The organism is Parafrankia sp. FMc2, from assembly GCF_041008525.1.
Lineage (GTDB): Bacteria > Actinomycetota > Actinomycetes > Frankiales > Frankiaceae > Parafrankia.
Window position 1 is genome coordinate 14,575 of record NZ_JBFLUG010000085.1, and the last position, 18,819, is coordinate 33,393.

At 76.5% G+C, this 18,819-nt stretch carries 1 protein-coding gene; it reads left to right on the plus strand.

From position 1 onward, the window contains the following. Nucleotides 1-3 precede the first annotated feature (3 nt). The coding region (locus AB1460_RS24360; protein WP_368964383.1) for an amino acid adenylation domain-containing protein at nt 4-18,819 on the plus strand (18,816 nt) is incomplete at its 3' end.

Below are 18,819 nucleotides of genomic sequence, written 5' to 3' on the forward strand. Positions count from 1 at the left end.
CCAGTGCGTTCCGACCATGTCGACTCGCTGCCCCTGACCGCCGGCCAGACGAGCATCTGGTTCGGCCAGCTGATCGACCCGGACAACCCCGCCTACAACGTCGGGCTGTACGTCGACATCGACGGGCCGATCGACGCGGAGCTGTTCGCCGAGGCCATTCGCCGGTGCATGCAGGAATTCGACACCACCCGGGTCCGGGTGTTCGAGGTCGACGGCGAACCCCGCCAGCGGGTCGAGCCGATCGGGCCGTGGGAGCTGAGCCGCGGCGACTTCGGCGCCGAGGCCGACCCGGAGGCCGCCTCGCTGGCGTGGATGCGGGCCGACATGGCCCGCGTGCGCCCCCTCGGTGTGCCGCCGCACGTCACCTGCGCGCTGCTGCACCTCGGAGCGGGCCGGCATCGGTGGTACGTGTGCGTGCACCATCTGATCACTGACGGCTATGGCGGGCCGGCGCTCGCCCGCCGCACCGCCGACCACTACCGCGCGTTGCTCACCGGCACGGACGTCCCCGTGGGCGACCCCGGCACCGCAGGCGGGTCGGGGCTTCGGACCCTGCTGGACGCCGAGAGCGCCTACCGGACCTCCGCCGAGTTCGGCGCCGACCGGGACTGGTGGCGGGCGCTGCTGGCCGACCGCCCGGAACCGGCGGGCCTCACCAGCCGCGCCGACCCGGCGGCAGGGGCCCCGCACCGCCATCCGATGACGGTCAGCCCCGGCCTCGAACCGGCGCTGCGCGCGGTCGCCCGCCGGGCGAGGACCAGCTGGCCGCGCGCGTTCACCGCCGCCGTCGCCGCGTACGTGCACCGGATGACCGACGCCCGCGACATCCTGCTCGGCTTCCCGGTGCCGGCCCGCACCACACCCGAGGTCGAGTCGGTGCCCGGGACCGTCGCGAACGTGCTGCCGCTGCGGCTGGCGGTGCATCCGGGCATGACCCTGGTGGAGCTGACCGCACAGGCGTCCGGCGCGGTTCGGGACCTGCTGCGCCACCAGCGCCACCGGCACGAGGACCTCGAACGCGATCTGGGCCGGGTGGGGGCGGCCCGGCGTCCCTACGGCGTGACCGTGAACATCATGCCGTTCGACTACGTGCTCGATCTCGGCGCCGCCCGCGGGGTGATGCGCATCCTGTCGAACGGACCGGTCGAGGACCTGGAGATCGCCTGCTACGGCGGTCGGCCCGGCGGCGGGGACCTGCTGCGGGTCGACATCAACGCCAACCCGTCCCGGTACGGCGCGGCCGAGGTCGCCGCCCACGAGCGCCGGCTGCGGGACTTCCTCGGCGCGCTGCTGGGCCTTCCCGCGGACGGCGCCGCGGATGCTGCCGTGGGCGCTGCGGCTGCTGGCGGCGACCGGAGGATCGGGTCGGTCGACCTGGTCACCCCGGCGGAGCGGTTCCGGGCGCTGACCTCGTGGAACCACACGGAGGCTCCACCACGGGCGTCGCTGCCCGAGCGCTTCGCCGCGCAGGCGGTCCGCACCCCGGACGCGGTGGCCGTGACCGCCGCCATGATCGGGGGCGACACCGGGGACGACACAGTGACCTACCGGCAGCTGGCCGATCGGGTCGAGCAGATCGCCGCCCGCCTGGCCCGCGCGGGTTCCGGTCCGGGTGACCGGGTCGCCGTTGTGCTGCACCGGACGTCCGACCTGCCGGCGGCGCTGCTGGCGGTGCTGCGTGCCGGCGCCGCCTACGTCCCGGTCGATCCGGACCTGCCCACCGAACGGGTCCGCCAGCTGCTGGACGACGCCGCACCCGCCTGCGTCCTGGCCTCCGCCGCCACCGCCGCCGGCCTGGCCCCGGGCCCGGGGCCGGCAGATCTGGCGGGTCCGGCGGGTCCGGCCTGGCTCGTCCTCGACGATCCGGCGGAGGCCGGGGGCGCGGACTCCGCCACGGCCGCGGACCTGCGTCCGCCCCGGCGGCCCGCGCCGGACGCACCCGCCTACGTGCTCTACACCTCCGGCACAACCGGCCGGCCCAAGGGCGTCGTGGTGTCGCACGGCGCGCTCGCGAACCTCCTGGCGGCGGTGGCGGACATCGCGCCGCTGTGCCCGGACGACCGGCTGGTGGCCGTCACCACCGTCTCGTTCGACATCGCCGCGCTCGAGATGTTCGCGCCGCTGCTGTGCGGCGCCGCGGTCGTTCTCGCCGACCGCGAGACCGTGCGCGACCAGACGGCGCTGCTGCGCCTGATCCACGTGTCGGGTGCCACCGCCCTCCAGGCGACGCCGTCGCTGTGGCAGGCCCTGCTGGACACCCCCGGCGCCGAGGCCGGGGACTCTCCGCTGCGCCGCCTGCGCATGCTGGTCGGCGGAGAGGCACTGCCGGCGGACCTCGCGGCCCGGATGGCACGGCTCGGCCGCGCCGTGATCAACCTCTACGGGCCCACGGAGACGACGGTCTGGTCCCTGTCAGCGCCGCTGACCGGACTCGACGCCGACGCCGGTGACACCGTCGGCACCGGTACTGCGGCCGTTGCGCCGCCGATCGGCAGGCCGCTGCGCAACACCCGGGCGTACGTGCTGGACGGGGCGCTGCGCCCGGTGCCGCCGGCGCGGGCAGGTGAGCTCTACGTGGCGGGAGCCGGGCTGGCGCTGGGGTACCTGCGGCGGCCTGGACTGTCCGCGGGCAGGTTCGTCGCCGATCCGTACGGCCCGCCCGGCGAACGGATGTACCGGACCGGTGACCTGGTGCGCCAGCGTGCCGACGGCGTGCTGGAATACCTGGGCCGCGCCGACGAGCAGCTCAAGATCCGCGGCTTCCGGGTGGAACCCGCCGAGGTCGAGGCGGCTCTCGCGACGCATCCGGCGGTGGGACGGGCCGTCGTCGTCGGCCGGGCGGAGCCTGGCGGGTCGCACCGGCTCGTCGCCTTCGTCGTCCCCTCCGCCGACGTCGACCCGGACCTGATCGACACCACCGACGTACGCTCCCGCGCCGCCGCGGTTCTGCCCGACTACATGGTGCCCGGCACGGTTGTGGCGGTGGCCGCCCTGCCGACGACGCCCAACGGCAAGCTGGACCGGGTTGCGCTGGCCCGCGCCGACGCTGCCGCGGGTCCCCGGCTCTCCAACCCCAAGCCCGGTGGGGGAGTAGCGGGCTCGGGTACGGATGGAACCGAGGCCGTCGTGCCGGTGGACAGCGCGGCGGGGGGCGGTGCGGCCGGTGCCGCGCGCACGCCGCTGGAGGCGGCGCTGTGTGAGCTGTTCGCCGAGCTGCTGGGCCTTCCGACCGACGGCGCGCACCCGCCGGTCGGGGCCGAGGACAACCTGTTCGACCTCGGAGGCCACTCGCTGGTGGCGGGCCGGCTGGCCAACCGCCTGCGGACCGCCTTCGGGGTGGACCTGCCGCTGCGCGAGATCTTCGACGCGCCCACCCCGGCCGCCCTGGCCGCGCGCATCACCACCATCCAGGGCGCGATCGCCGCGGCGGCACCTGCCGCGGCGGCATCCGCCGCGAGAACGACCGCGGCAGAAGCCGCCGGGAAAACCACCATCGCGGGCGACGTCACCGCAGACTCCGCGACGGGACCCGCGGTCGCGCCGGCCCCGGTGGGATCGCTTCCCGTCCTGGTCAGGCGGCTGCCGCGGCCCGACCCGCTGCCGTTGTCCCCCGCGCAGCGGCGGCTGTGGTTCCTGCACCGGCTGGAGCCGGCGGACGCCGCGCCCGTCTACCACATGCCGTTCGTGCTGCGTCTGCGCGGCGCGCTCGACGCCGACGCGCTGCGGGTCGCGCTCGTGGACGTCGTCACCCGGCACGAAGCACTGCGCACCGTGTTCCCGGACGAGGGCGGCCAGCCCCGCCAGCTCGTCCTGGAGCCGGTGGCGGGCACGCCCGACGTGGACGTCCGAACGGCACGCCCGGACGAGGTGCCGCCGCTGGTGCGGGCCGCGATCCGGCGCCGCTTCGACCTGGGAGTCTCGCCACCGTTGCGCGTCGAGCTGGTCCGGATCGGCCCGGACGAGCATGTGCTGGTCCTGGTCCTCCATCACATCGCGGGGGACGGCTGGTCGATGGGCCCGCTGGCCGCCGACCTCTCGTCGGCCTACCGGGCCCGCCGCGCCGGCACAGCCCCCGACTGGGATCCGCTGCCCGTCCAGTACGCCGACTACACCCTGTGGCAGCGCGACCTGCTTGCGGACGCCACCCCCGGCCCGGACGCGGTTCCCCTGCCGGGTACCGGTCCCGTTCCGGGCGTCGTGCCGCCCGGGCCGGGAGGCCTCGTCGCCCGTGACGTCGCCTACTGGCGCGAACGGCTGGCCGGGGCCCCGGACTGCCTCGCCCTGCCGGCGGACCGGCCGCGTCCGGCGGTGGCCAGTGGCGGCGGAGCCAAGGTCGCGTTCACGCTGTCCGCCGACCTGCACGCCGGCCTGGCGCGGGTGGCCCGCGCGCAGGGCGCGACAGTGTTCATGGCGCTGCAGGCCGGCCTCGCGGCACTGCTCACCCGGCTGGGCGCCGGCACCGACATCCCGCTGGGCGCGGCCGAGGCCGGGCGCACCGACACGGCCCTCGAAGGCCTCGTCGGATTCTTCGTCAACACCCTGGTCGTGCGGGTCGACACCGGCGGCGACCCGGACTTCGCGGCGCTGCTGGCCCAGGTGCGCGACACCGACCTGGCCGCCTACGCCCACGGTCGTGTCCCCTTCGAACGGCTCGTGGACGAGCTCGCCGTCCCCCGCTCGCTGGCACGCCACCCGCTGTTCCAGGTCATGCTGGCCGGCCAGCCGATGCTCACCGCCGAGGCGCTGGACCTGCCCGGCGTCACCGCGGAGCTCGTGGCCCCACCGGTGGAGACAGCCAAGTTCGACCTGTTCGTCAACGCCGTCGAGCGCCGGGGCCGGGACGGTACACCGGCCGGGGTGGACGGGTTCGTCGAGTACACCACCGACCTGTTCGACCGGCGCACAGTCGAGACTCTCGTCGAACGCCTCGGCCGGCTGCTCGAGGCGGCTGCCGCCCGGCCCGACCTGCCGATCGGCGCTCTCGACATCCTGAGCCCCGCCGAGCACGCCGGGCTGCTCGGCGACTGGCACGGCGCGCCTGTGCCGCACCCGTCAGACACCGCGGACACGCTGATCGGCCTGCTGCGGGAGCGGGAGACGAGCACCCCGGACGCGCCGGCGGTCATCGCCGGGCGGACGGTCGTCGACCACGCGGAGCTCGGACGGCGCGCCCGGCAGCTCGCGGGCCGGCTGCGCGCGTCCGGCGCCGGTCCGGAACGGATCATCGCGGTCGCGCTGCCCCGCTCCGTCGCGCTGCTGGTGGCGCTGCGCGCGGTCCTCGAGACGGGGGCGGCCTACCTGCCGCTCGACCCGTCCTACCCGGACGACCTGATCGACCACATGCTGCGCGACAGCGGCGCCTGCGCGGTGCTGACCACCCGGGAGCTCATCACCGGGCCCGGTTCCCTCGCCGCCGCGATCACCGGCCTCGGTCTGCCCGTGCTGGCGCTCGACCGCCACGGCGTGCCGCTGGACGCCCCCGCCGGCTCGACGGCATTCCCGGCATCCTCTGAGCCCGGCCTCGTGCGCACCGACCGGCGGCAGCCGGCCTACGTGATCTACACCTCCGGCTCGACGGGACGTCCGAAGGGCGTGGTCGTGTCCCACGAGGCGATCGTCAACCGGCTGCGCTGGATGACGGCCGCGTTCGGGCTCACCCCTGCCGACCGGGTGCTGCAGAAGACCCCGATCAGTTTCGACGTGTCGGTCTGGGAGCTGTTCTGGCCGCTCGTCGGCGGCGCGGGTCTCGTCCTCGCGCGCCCGGACGGCCACCGCGACCCCGGCTACCTGGCCGGCCTCATCCGGTCAGCGGGGATCACGGTCGTCCACTTCGTCCCGTCGATGCTCGCCGCCTTCCTGGACGACCCGGCCGCCGTCCGCGCCGGCCTGGGGACGCGGCCCGGTGACGCCCTGCGGGCGGTGCTGTGCAGCGGCGAGGCCCTGACCGCCGCCCTCGCCGCACGTTTCCACGACACGTTCAACCCGCCCGGCGGCGCCGGTCCGTCCGCGGGGACCGTGCGGGTCGCCCTGCACAACCTCTACGGGCCGACCGAGGCCGCCGTCGACGTCACCGCCTGGCCGGTCCTGCCTGCCGCGGACGGGCTTCCGCCTGCCGCGGACGGGCTTCCGGCCGTCGGCGGCGTGCCCATCGGACGCCCGGTCTGGAACACCCGCGCGCAGGTCCTCGACGACGCGCTGCGTCCGGTGCCGCCCGGGGTGCCCGGGGAGCTCTACCTCGGCGGGGTGCAGCTGGCCCGCGGCTACCTGCGCCGGCCCGGTCTGACGGCGCAGCGGTTCGTCGCCGACCCGCTCGGACCGCCCGGCGCGCGGCTGTACCGCACCGGGGACCTGGTCCGCCGTCTTCCCGACGGCGCGCTGGAGTACCTGGGCCGCACCGACCACCAGCTGAAGGTGCGCGGATTCCGGGTCGAACCCGGCGAGATCGAGGCGGTGCTCGCCGCGTCGCCGCAGGTGGCGCGGGCGGTCGTCACCGCGGTCGCGGATCCGTCCGGGCACCGCCGGCTGGTCGCCTACATTGTCCCGGCCACGGCCGGGAGCGGGCTGGACGTTCCCGGCCTGCGCGCACAGGTTGCCGCGCGGGTGCCCGAGCACATGGTCCCGGCGCTGTTCGTCGCCGTGCCGGCGTTCCCGCTCACCCCCAGCGGCAAGATCGACCGGGCGGCCCTGCCCGCGCCGTCGGCGGCTGGTGGCGGCGGCGGTGAACCGGACCGTTCCGGTGACGGCGAGGGCGGCGGCACCGCGGAGTCGTCCGATCCCGGGCGGGCCGGTGAGCTGCACATCCCGCGGCCGCGTACCCCGGTGGAACACCACCTCGCGGAGATCTTCACGGAGCTGCTGGGTCTGTCCCGGTTCGACCTGCAGGAGAGCTTCTTCGTCCTCGGCGGGGACAGCATCCTGGCGATCAGGCTCGTCAGCCGCGCCGTCGAGGCCGGTGTGGAGATCACGCTCCAACAGGTCTTCCAGCATCCGAGCGTGGTCGAACTCGCCGCCGTCGCCACGGTCTCCCCGTCCGCCGGCCCGGGCGAGACCGCGGGGGACGTTCCGGTGGTGTCGGCGGCGTCGGCGGACGTCCTGTCGGACGCCGTGCCGGACCGCGTGTCGGATGCGGCGTCGGACGTGATGTCGGACGTGGTGTCGGATGCCGGGGAGCGGCCCGCGGGGCGGCGCGGGCCTGACGACTTCCCGCTGGTCGTGGTGGAGGCCGCCGACGTAGCCGCGCTCGAGGCCGCCCATCCGCGGCTGGTGGACGTCCTGCCGCTGTCGCCCGCGCAGCAGGGCGTCGTGTTCCAGACCCGGTACGAGCGCGCCGCGCCGGGGACGTATCTCATGCAGTTCCGCCTGGTTGTCGAGGGCGATCTGGACGCCGGCCGGCTGCGGTGGGCGCTGGGGCGGGTGCTGCGCCGCCATCCGAACCTGCGGGTCGCGGTCGCCGAGCTGGCCTCCGGGCGCGCGGTGCAGGTGGTCGTCGACGGCGCACGGCCCGCCTGGGAGACCGAGGACCTGCGGGCCCTGCCTGCCGCCGAGCAGGACGAGCGGCTGGCCCGGCTCGCCCGTACCGAGCGGACCACGGCGTTCGACCCGTCCCGACCGCCGCTGATGCGGGTTCTGCTCGCCCGTGTCGGCGAGCGCCGGCACTGCCTGCTGTTCACCCATCACCACGTCCTGCTGGACGGCTGGTCGATGCCGCTGCTGCTCGCCGAGCTGTTCATGCTGCACGACGACGCCGACGCGCCGCTTGAGCCGGTGCCGCCGTTCACCGACTACCTGCGCTGGCTGGAACGCCAGGACCGCGACGCCGCCCGGGAGGCCTGGCGGACCGCGCTCGCGGGCCTGGACGGCCCCACCCGGCTCGGGGCAGGCGGCCCTGGCGGCCTGCGCCGCACCGAGATGATCGAGGCGTACCTCCCGGCGCCGGCCACCGAGGCCCTGAGCGACGAGGTCCGCCGGCGTGGGCTGACGATGAACACCGCGGTGCGGGGCGCCTGGGCGCTGGTCCTCGGCGCGCTCACCGGCCGGGACGACGTCGTGTTCGAGTCGCCGGTCGCGGGGCGGCCCGCCGCGCTGCGCGGATCCGACTCCATGATCGGCATGTTCCTGCACACCCAGCCGGTGCGGATCCGCACCCGGCCCGACGAGTCCGTGGCCGACCTGCTCACCGGCATCCAGCGGGAGCAGGCCGGGCTGGTCGAGCACACCCACCTGGGCCTGGCCGAGATCCAGCGGCTCGCCGGGCAGGGTGCGCTCGCCGACACCATGGTCGTGTTCCAGAACTTCCCGATCGACCCGGCCGCATTCGCCGAGATCGGCGGGCTGCGGGTCACCGACGCGACGTCCAGCGGGTCGACCCACTACGCGCTGCGCGTCTCGGTGACACCCGGTGACCGACTGCAGGTGGTGGTCGGGTGCCGCACCGACGCCGTCGACCCCGCGGAGGCCGACCGCACCCTCGCCCGCTTCCTCGCGGTGCTCACCGCGTTCGCCGCCGGCCTCGACCAGCCCGTCGGTGAGCTGGACCTGCTGCTGCCCGACGAGCGCGCCCCGCTCACCACGCTCCCGGCGCCCGCCCTCCCGCCAGCGCCGGCACCTCTGCCGGACCCTGCGCCGGCCTCGGAGCCGGAGCCGGAGACCGTCGCGGAGCTGGTGGCGGCGATGATCCGCCGGTATCCGGACCTGATCGCCGTCGAATGCGGCGAGGAAGCACTGACCTACCGCGAGCTCGATGCCCGGGCCGGCACGCTGGCCGCCCGGCTCCGCGCGCACGGCGCCGGACCGGAACGGGTCGTCGCGGTGGCCGTCCCGCGGTCGGTGGACCTCGTGGTCGGGCTGTGCGCGGTGCACCGTACCGGTGCCGCCTACCTGCCGGTCGACCCGGACTATCCGCAGGCCCGCATCGCCGCGATGCTCGGGCAGTCCGAGGCCTCGGCGATCATCACCACCACGGCTGTAGGCCCGACGCTGCCCGCGCGCGACCTTCCCCGACTGCTGGTGGACGTCGAGCCGCGACCGACCGACGCCGACGGCCCAGGTGCGCCAGGTGCGCCAGGTGCGCCGAGCGTGCCGGGGGGGCCGGCCCGCGCCGATCATCCGGCCTACGTCATCTTCACCTCGGGGTCGACGGGGCGTCCCAAGGGCGTGGTCGTCCCGCACCGTGGGGTGGTCTCCTACCTGCGCTATCTCGCGGAGACGGTGCCGCTGCTGCCGGGCACCGCCGTGCTCAACCTCGCCTCGGTGTCGTTCGACCCGTCGGTCCGCGACATCTTCGGGCCGCTGAGCACCGGCGGCCGGGTCGTCCTCGTCGCACCGGACGCCGCGCGCGACCCGGCGGCGCTGGTCACCGCGCTGCACCGGCACCGGGTGGACGTCCTGTTGTCCGTCGTGCCGGCGATGCTCACCGCGCTCTGCGCAGCGGCCCGCGCCGCGGACCCGCAGGCCCGCCCGGACCTCCGGGTGATCATGACCTGCGGCGAGGCGCTGACCGGGACCCACCTGAGCCCGGTGCCGGTACTCGGCCCGGCCCGGGTGGTCAACCAGTACGGCCCGACCGAGACGACCATGAGCGCGCTTTACCACCCGGTCGGTGCGGCTGGATCGGCGGACCGGGTTCCGATCGGGCGTCCGGTACCCGGCGTCCGGGCGCAGGTGCTGGACCGCTGGCTGCGGCCGACGCCGTCCGGTGTTGTCGGGGAGCTGTACCTGGCCGGTACCGGCGTGACCCGTGGCTACCTCGGTGCGCCGGCCGCGACCGCCGAGCGGTTCGTCGCCGATCCGCACGGCCCGGCCGGTACCCGCCTGTACCGCACCGGTGACCTGGCGGCCCGGCGCGCCGACGGCACGCTGGAGTTCCACGGCAGGGCCGACGACCAGGTGAAGATCCGCGGCTACCGGGTGGAACCGGGTGAGGTGGAGGCCGCGCTGGCGGCGCTGCCCGAGGTCGGGGCGGCCGCGGTCGTGGTGCACCGGGCCGGAGCGGCCGACGCCCGCCTCATCGCCTACGTCGCCCCGGCTGCCGCGGTACCGGCTGTTCCGGTGCCGGCCGCTCCGGAGCCGGCGGGGTTGCGGCGGGCACTGGCGGCGACCCTGCCCGCGCATCTGGTTCCGGCGCTCGTCATGGTCGTGGACGCGCTGCCGCGCACCCCGAACGGGAAGGTGGACCGGGCCCGCCTGCCCGAGCCCGACCTGACCGCCTCGTCCGGGGGCGCCTCGGCGGCCACGGCGCGCGAGCGCGCTCTGTGCGCGCTGTTCGCCGACGTGCTCGGGCTGCCGTCGGTCGCGGCCGACGCCGGGTTCTTCGCCCTCGGCGGCCACTCGCTGCTGGCGACCGCCCTGGTCGGACGGGTGCGCCGGGAGCTCGGCATCGACCTGGAACTGCGGGCTGTCTTCGAGGCGCCGACCCCGCGCGAACTCGCCGCGCTGCTCGACGACCACCTGCCCGCGGCGGGGACGGAGCGTCCCGCCCTGGTGGCGTCCGCGCGTCCGGAGCAGGTGCCGCTGTCGGCGGCCCAGCGGCGGTTGTGGTTCCTGCGCCGACTCGACGGTGGACGGCCGACCTACCACCTCCCGGCCGTCGTCGAGATCGACGGCCCGCTCGACGTCGGCGCGCTGCGCGCCGCTCTCGCCGACGTCCTCGCCCGCCACGAGGTTCTGCGCACCGTCTACGCCGACGCCGCGGACGACCCCGCCGGCGCTCCGACGCAGCGCATCCTCCCGGTCACGTCACCGCTGCTCGCCCAGGCACTGGACGTCCTTCCGGACACCGGTCCGGCGGAGTTCCTCAGCCGGCCGTTCGACCTGGCCCGTGACCTTCCGGTGCGGGCGGCGGTGCGTGCCCTGGGCCCCGAGCGGCACCTGCTCGCCTGGGTGGTCCACCACATCGCCGCGGACGGCTGGTCGATCGCGGCGCTGGTCCGTGACCTCGTCGGCGCGTACACCGCCCGGGCCGGCGGAACCGGGCCGCGCTGGGCGCCGCTGCCCGTCCAGTACGCCGACTACGCGCTGTGGCAGGAGGATCTGCTGCGGCCGGGCGGGCCTGCCGAGACCCGGCTGGCCGGCTACTGGCGCGCCCAGCTGGCCGACCTGCCGGCCGAGATCGAGCTGCCCACCGACCGGCCGCGCGGCCGGTCGGTGGGCGAGCCGGGCGGCTCCGGGGGCGGGGGCGAGGTGCGCCTGCGCATCGACGCGGGACTTCGCGCCGACCTGGCGGCGCTGGCGGCGGCGCACGGCGGCACCGTGTTCATGGTCCTGCAGGCCGCGCTCGCCGGACTGCTCACCCGGCTCGGGGCGGGCACCGACATCCCCCTCGGGACCGCCGTCGCCGGCCGCTCCGAGCCCGAGCTGCGCGACCTGGTCGGCTGCTTCGTCAACACGCTCGTCCTGCGCAGCGACACCGGCGGCGACCCGAGCTTCGCGGAGCTGCTGCGGCGCGTGCGGGAGACCGACCTCGCCGCGCACGCGCACCAGGAACTGCCGTTCGACCGGGTCGTCGAGCTGCTCAACCCGCCGCGGGCGGCCGGGCGGCACCCCCTGTTCCAGACGATGATCACCTACGACAACGCGCCCGGCACGCGGTTCGACCTCCCGGGCCTGACCGTGCGCCCGCAGGCGCCTGGCTCTCGGGCCGCGCGGATGGACCTGATCGTCGCGTTCTGGGACGCCGACCGGATCACCTCGGGCGCGGGCGACGCCGAGGACGCCGGCACCGCCGAGGACGCCGGCACCGCGGGGGAGGGCGGTGGCCCGGGCGTCATCGAGGGACGGATCGAGTTCGACACCGCGCTGTTCGGCCAGGAGAGCGTCCAGAGTCTGGCCGACCGGCTGCTGCGGTTGCTGCGGGCGGCGGTCGCGGGGCCGGCCACCCGCCTCGGTGACCTCGACATCCTCGCGCCGGGCGAGCGACGTGCGCTGCTGGACGGGCCTCCGCCCGCGGTGGGCATGGGGTCCGCGGCGTCCGACGTGGCCGCACCGGGAGAGCTGCTGCCCGCGCGCGTCGCGCGGTGCGCCCGGCGGACGCCGCACGCCCCCGCCGTCCTCCACGGCGATCGTGTCGTGTCCTACGCGCGGCTGTGGGCGCGGGCCGAGGATCTGGCGCACCGACTGGCCGCGCTCGGCGCCGGTCCGGAGACGATCGTCGCGGTCGTGCTGCCGCGCTCACCGGAGCTGCTGACGTCCCTGCTGGCCGTGCTGCGCTCGGGCGCCGCCTACCTGCCGGTCGATCCCGAGGCGCCACCCGAGCGGATGCGGCGGATGCTTGCCGACGCGGCGCCGGTCTGCCTGGTCACGACCGCCGGGTGCGCCACGGAGATCCGCCACGGGCTGGCCGCCACGGTGGTGCTGCTCGACGTCCCGGGCGCCGACGGGAGCATCGCCCGAACGGACGGCGACCCGCCCACCGGGACGGACGAGGACGCCCGGACGGACGAGGACGCCCGGGAACTGCCGGTTCCCGACCCGCGGCATCCCGCCTACGTCATCTACACGTCGGGCACGACCGGGGAGCCCAAGGGCGTTGTCGTCACCCACGGGGCGCTCGCGAACCTGCTCGCCGGCATGAGCGCACTGGTGCCGCTCGGAGCGGGTGACCGGATGACGGCGCTGGCGACCGTCGCGTTCGACATGGCCGTGCCCGAGCTGTACCTGCCGCTGATCCACGGCGCGGCGGTGGTGATGGTCGACCGGGACGTCGCCCGCGACCCGGCGGAACTCGCCGCGCTGGCCGCCCGGACCGGCGTGACCGTCATCCATGCCACGCCCTCGACCTGGGCGGCGCTGCTGATGCGCGGCACGCTTCCGCCCGACGTGCGGATTCTCGTCGGTGCGGAGGCGCTGCCCGACCGGACCGCGGCCGGGCTGCGCACGCTCGCCGCGGGCGCGCCGCCCGTCCAGCTCTACGGGCCGACCGAGACCACGGTGTGGTCGGTGGCCGGCCCGCTCGGCGAGCGTGGCGCCGAGCTGGGAACCGCCCTGCCCGGCAACCGCGCATACGTCTTGGACGCGGCGTTGCGGCCGGTGCCGCCCGGTGCGCCCGGCGAGCTCTACCTGGGCGGAGTCCAGCTGGCCCGGGGCTACCTCGGCCGCGCCGGCCTGACCGCCTCCCGGTTCGTCGCCGACCCCTTCACCGCCGAGGTCGCGGACACCGGCGACCGGATGTACCGCACCGGGGACCGCGTCCGACGCGGCCGGGACGGCCGGCTGGAGTACCTGGGCCGGCTCGACCGCCAGGTCAAGATCCGCGGTCACCGGGTGGAGCCGGGCGAGATCGAGGCGGTCCTCGCCGCGGCGCCCGGTGTCGGTGAGGCGGCCGTGACGGTGCGCGGCGACGACTGCGGCCCGGGCGGCGGTCACCTGGTCGCCTTCGTGACCTTGCCGGACTCACAGGCAGCCGCGGATCCGACCGCGGACCCGGCCGCTGAGCCCGCAGCCGAGCCCGCAGACGAGCTCACCACGACCACCATCACCACCACCGCCGCGGCGCGGATCCGGGCGCATGCCGCCATGAGGCTCCCGGGCTACATGGTTCCCTCGGCAGTCGTCGTCCTGGACGCGCTGCCGCGCACCTCCCGCGGCAAACTCGACCGCGCCGCGCTGGCCGCGCTCGACGTCCCCGCCGCGGACGGGCGGCGTGCCGGGCCCGCGCGGGGCCGGGCCCCGGCCACCGAGCGGGAGCGCGCTCTCGCCGCCGCCTTCGCGGACGTCCTCGGACTGGCCGGAACCCGCTCCGGCGGTGAGCGACCTCCCGGCGGGGCCGATAGCGGGGCCGATGACGGTGACGGGGCCGGGGCGCGGGCCCCGCTCGGCGTCGACGAGGGGTTCTTCGACCTGGGCGGGCATTCCGTGCTCGCGGTCGCGCTGGTGAACCGGGTGCGGGCCGAGCTGGGCGTCGACCTGCCGGTGCGGGCCGTGTTCGATGCGCCGACCGTCGCCGGCCTCGCCGGCCTGATCGACGCCGCCACCGGCGACGGGCAGCCGGGACCGGCCGGGCAGTGCCCCGCGGATCCGGCCCGGCCCCCGCTGCGGCGGCTCGACCCCGCCGAGCAGGGCCCCGGCCAGCAGGGCCCCGGCCAGGAGGGCCCCGCCGAGCAGGACGCCGCCGTGCCGCTGTCCCCGGCGCAGCGGCGGCTCTGGTTCGTCCACCAGCTGGAACAGGGCCGGCAACCGGCCTACCACCTGCCGGTCGTGCTGCGGCTGCGCGGGCGGCTCGACGTGGCCGCGCTGCGTGCCGCCGTCGCCGACGTGTGCGCTCGGCACGACGTCCTGCGAACCAGCTATCCGGACGTCGACGGCGAGCCGCGCCAGCGGGTCGCTCCGCCGGACGACTCGTGGCCCGGGCTCAGCGTCGCCCGGGTGGACGAGGCGGGCCTGCCCGGCGCGCTGCGCGACGCTGTCGTGACACCCTTCGACCTGGCCGAGGCCGCGCCGGTACGCGCCCAGTTGTTCTCCCTGACCGCCGCCGACCACGTGCTTCTGCTGGTGGTGCACCACATCGCCGCGGACGGGTACTCGATGGGGCCGCTCGCCGCCGACCTGGCGACGGCCTACACCGCCCGCCACGCCGGCCGGGACCCCGGGCTCGCCGCGCCGTCCGTCCGCTACACCGACTACACCGCCTGGCACCGCGCGCTGCTGGGCGCCGAGGACGATCCGGACTCCCGGGCCGGGCGTGACCTGGCGTACTGGCGGGCCCGTCTGGACGGCCTGCCGCAGCGCATCGCCCTGCCCACCGACCGCCCGCTCCCACACCGGCCCAGCGGGCGCGGCGACGCGCTGCGGGTGGACGTCTCCGCCGCGGTGCACGCCGCGCTGGCCGAGCTCTGCGCGGCGCGTGGGGCCACCGTGTTCATGGCCCTGCAGGCCGCGCTCGCGGCCCTGTTCACCCGCCTCGGGGCGGGAACCGACATCCCGATCGGGACGGTGGTCGCCGGGCGCACCGACGCCGCCCTCGACGGGCTGGTTGGCTGCTTCGTCAACACGGTGGTCCTGCGTACCGACACCGGCGGGGACGTCTCGTTCGCCGCGCTGCTCGACCGGGTACGGGCCGCCGACCTCGCCGACCTGGCCCATCAGGAGACCCCGTTCGACCGCGTCGTGGCGATGCTGGGCGCGGACCCGACCGGCCCGACCGATGCGGCCGGCCCGGTGGGCCCGGCCGGCCCGGCGGCGCGGGGACCGATGCGCGGGGGCGGCCTGGGACATCCGCTCGTGCAGGTGATCCTGGCCAGTCAGCCGGACCTGGACGGCGGCGCGCTCGTGCTGCCCGGCCTGAGCTGTGACCCGATGCCCGGGCCCGCCGGCGGGGCCCGGGTCGAGCTGTCGTTCGCCGTCACCGAGCGCCGCGGCGCGGACGGGACGCCGGCCGGCATCGACATCAAGGCCGACTTCGCCACCGACCTGTACGACCGGACGTCCGTGGCGGCGCTGGCCGCGCGGCTCGTCCGGCTGCTCACCGCGGCGGTCGACCAGCCCACCGGCCCGATCAGCGCCCTGGAGATCGTCGGCCCGCAGGAGCGGGACGCGCTGCTCGCCCTGGGCACCGGCCGGGGCGTGGACGCCGGCGGTCTCGGTCCGGGCGCGCCGCAGCAGCGGCCGGCATCCGACCCCCTGGTACTCGACTCCCTGGCCTCGGTGCCCGCGGCGTTCGCCGCGCAGGTGGCCAGCCGGCCGGAGGCGCCCGCGGTGCACGCCGACGGCGGTGTGCTCAGCTATGCCGACCTGGCGGCCCGCGTGGAGCGGCTTGCCGACCATCTCGTGGCGGCCGGGGTCCGGCGCGGCGACCGGGTCGCGGTACTCACGGGCCGGGTGCCGGCCGCGATCGTCGCGTTCCTCGCGGTGCTGCGGGCCGGCGGAGCCTTCGTCCCGCTCGACCCGCGCCATCCGCAGGCGCGGATCCGGCGGGTGGCGGACCGGGCGGGCGTGTCAGCGCTGGTGACCGACGGCGAGGGGGAGCCCGGGGCGCTGGTTCCCGCGGACCGCCGCGTCCTGGTCGACACGCTCGGCGGCGCGGTCGGCCGGAGCGACGGGGCGCCCCCGGGATCCGATCACGGCCTGAGTGGCGGCTCCGCGCGGGCCGTGGTCGGGCCGGACGATCTCGCCTACGTCATGTTCACCTCCGGATCCACCGGCGAGCCCAAGGGCGTGGGTGTCACCCACCGCGGCGTTCTCGGGCTGGTGGCCGATCCCCGCTGGTCCGCCGGACCTCCGGTGCGGATGCTCGCGCACACGTCCTTCGGGTTCGACGGGACCACCCTCGAGGTGCTGGTGCCGCTGCTCACCGGCGGTGACGTGGTGCTCGCCGGTGACACCGTGCCGGACGTGGCCGAACTGGCCCGGCTCATCCGCGTCCACCAGGTGACCTGCCTGCTGCTCATCGCCGGGCTGTTCCGGGTCGTCGCCGAGGAGGACCCCCGCGCCCTCGCCACGGTGCGGGAGGTGCTGGCCGGCGGCGATGTGGTGCCCACGGCGGCGGTGCGCCGCGTCCTCGAGCACTGCCCCGGCCTGCTGGTGACGGACGTCTACGGCCCGACCGAGGCCACGGTGTTCGCGACGGCCGCCCAGCTCGACAGCCCGGCAGCCCTCGACGCGGCGGGCCACGGCGTGCCCATCGGCCAGCCCCGGGCCGATGCCCGCGTGTACGTGCTGGACGCCGCGCTGCGCCTGGTGCCCGCCGGTGTCGTCGGGGAGCTGTACCTCAGCGGCGGCGGGCTCGCCCGCGGGTACGTCGGCGCTCCGGGCGCCACCGCCGCCGCCTTCGTGGCGGACCCCTTCGCCGCCCGGCCGGGCACGCGGATGTACCGCACCGGGGACCTCGTCCGCTGGAACTCCGCCGGGCAGCTGGAGTTCGTCGGCCGTGACGACCACCAGGTGAAGATCCGCGGGTTCCGGGTGGAACTCGGCGAGGTCGAGGCGGCACTGGCGGCGCTGCCGGGGGTCGCCGACGCGGCGGCCATCGCCGTCGACGGCCCGGCGGGCACCCGCAGCCTCGCCGGCTACCTCGTCGCCGCACCCGGCCGGGAGCCTGACCTCGCCGCGGCGCGCACCTCGCTGACGGGCACGCTGCCGGCCCATCTCGTCCCGGCCTCGCTCACGGTGCTGGACCGGCTGCCGCTGACCGAGACACACAAGCTCGACCGCGCCGCCCTCGCCCGCCTGACCCCCGCCGCGGCCGCGGCCTCGCGCCCGACGGGCGCCGGCGCCGCGTCCGCGGGCGAGCCGCGGCGTGCGCCGGTCACGGCAGCCCGCCCGGAACCGGCCGTCGGGGCGGCGCGCCAGCAGGGGGCCGACAGCCCGACGTCCCGGCTGGCCCGGATCTTCGCCGAGGTGCTCGGTCTGCCCGTGGTCGGGCCCGGGGAGAGCTTCTTCACCCTTGGGGGCGACAGCATCCTGTCGATCCAGCTCGTGAGCCGGGCCCGCCGGGCGGGCCTCATGCTCAGCGCACGGGACGTCTTCGAGCACCCCACCGCCGAAGCCCTGGCCGCTGTCGCCGTGGCCACCACGGGCCCGGGCCCGGGCACGGCGCCCGCGGGTGCGGCTGACTCACCAGGCTCACGCGCCCTCGATGCCGGGGGCGGCTGGAGCGGGGAGCGCGCCGGGCCGGTGCCGCTCACCCCGATCGTGCACTGGCTGCGCGAGCTCACCCGCTCCGAGGGAGCGGTCGGCCCGCACGGGCCGCGGCGGCCGGCCGATCCGGCCGATCCGGCCGACGAGTTCCAGCAGTCGATGCTGCTGCGGGTGCCGGCGGGGCTGGGCGAGCACCGGATCCGCGGCGCGGTGCGTGCGCTCGTCGAGCACCATGACGCGCTGCGCCTGCGGCTCACCCGGGCCGCCGACGGACGGGTGTGGGCGCTGCGCGTCGACGAACCCGACGACCGCGACCCGGGCGGCGTCGGAGCCGGCGTCGGAACCGGAGCCGGGCCTGACACCGGGCAGGTGCGGCGGGTGGACGTCGCCGGCCTGGCGGCGGGGTCCGACCTCGCGGACGAGATCCGCAGGCAGGCGGCCCGCGCGGTCGGCGAGCTGGACCCCGGACGCGGCCGGATGCTGCGGGTGGTCTGGTTCGACGCGGGCGACGCCGCCGGCCTGCTGCTGGTGGTGATCCATCACCTCGCGGTGGACGGGGTGTCGTGGCGGATCCTGCTGCCGGATCTGTACGAGGCGTGGGAATCCCTGGGTGAGGAGGGCGCCCAGGCGCGCCTCGCGCCGGTGGGTGTGCCGCTGCGCGCCTGGGCCCGGTCACTGGCCGAACGCGCCCACGACCCCGCGCTGCTCGACGAGCTTCCCTACTGGCGGGCGGTGCTCGCCGCCGGTGCCGTTGGCGCAGCCGGTGCTGTCGGTGGCGATGCGGCCGGTGCCGTCCGCGGTGCGGGAAAGCGGGCTGGTTCGGGCACGGAGGGCCCGGGTGCGGTGCTTCGGCAGGGTGCGCGGGCACTCGACCCGGTGCGTGACACGTGGGGGTCGGCGGGGCGGCTTGAGGTGTCGGTTCCGGTGGTGGTGTCGCGGTCGTTGCTGGTGGACGTGGCGCCGTGGCTGGGGTGCGGGGTGGAGGAGCTGCTGCTGGGGGCGCTGGCGGTGGCGTTGGACGGGTGGACCGCCGCGGGCCCGGAGCCGGGTGCGGAGTCAGGCCCGGAGTCGGGTGCGGGCACGGCGTCGGGCACGGGCGGGGTGCTGGTCGACGTGGAGCGGCATGGGCGCGACGCGGCGGTGGATCTGTCGCGGACGGTGGGGTGGTTCACGGCTGTGGTTCCGGTGCTGCTCGAGGTGGGCGGTGTGGGTGTGGTGGGCGCGGTACGCCGGGTGGTGGAGGTGCTGAGG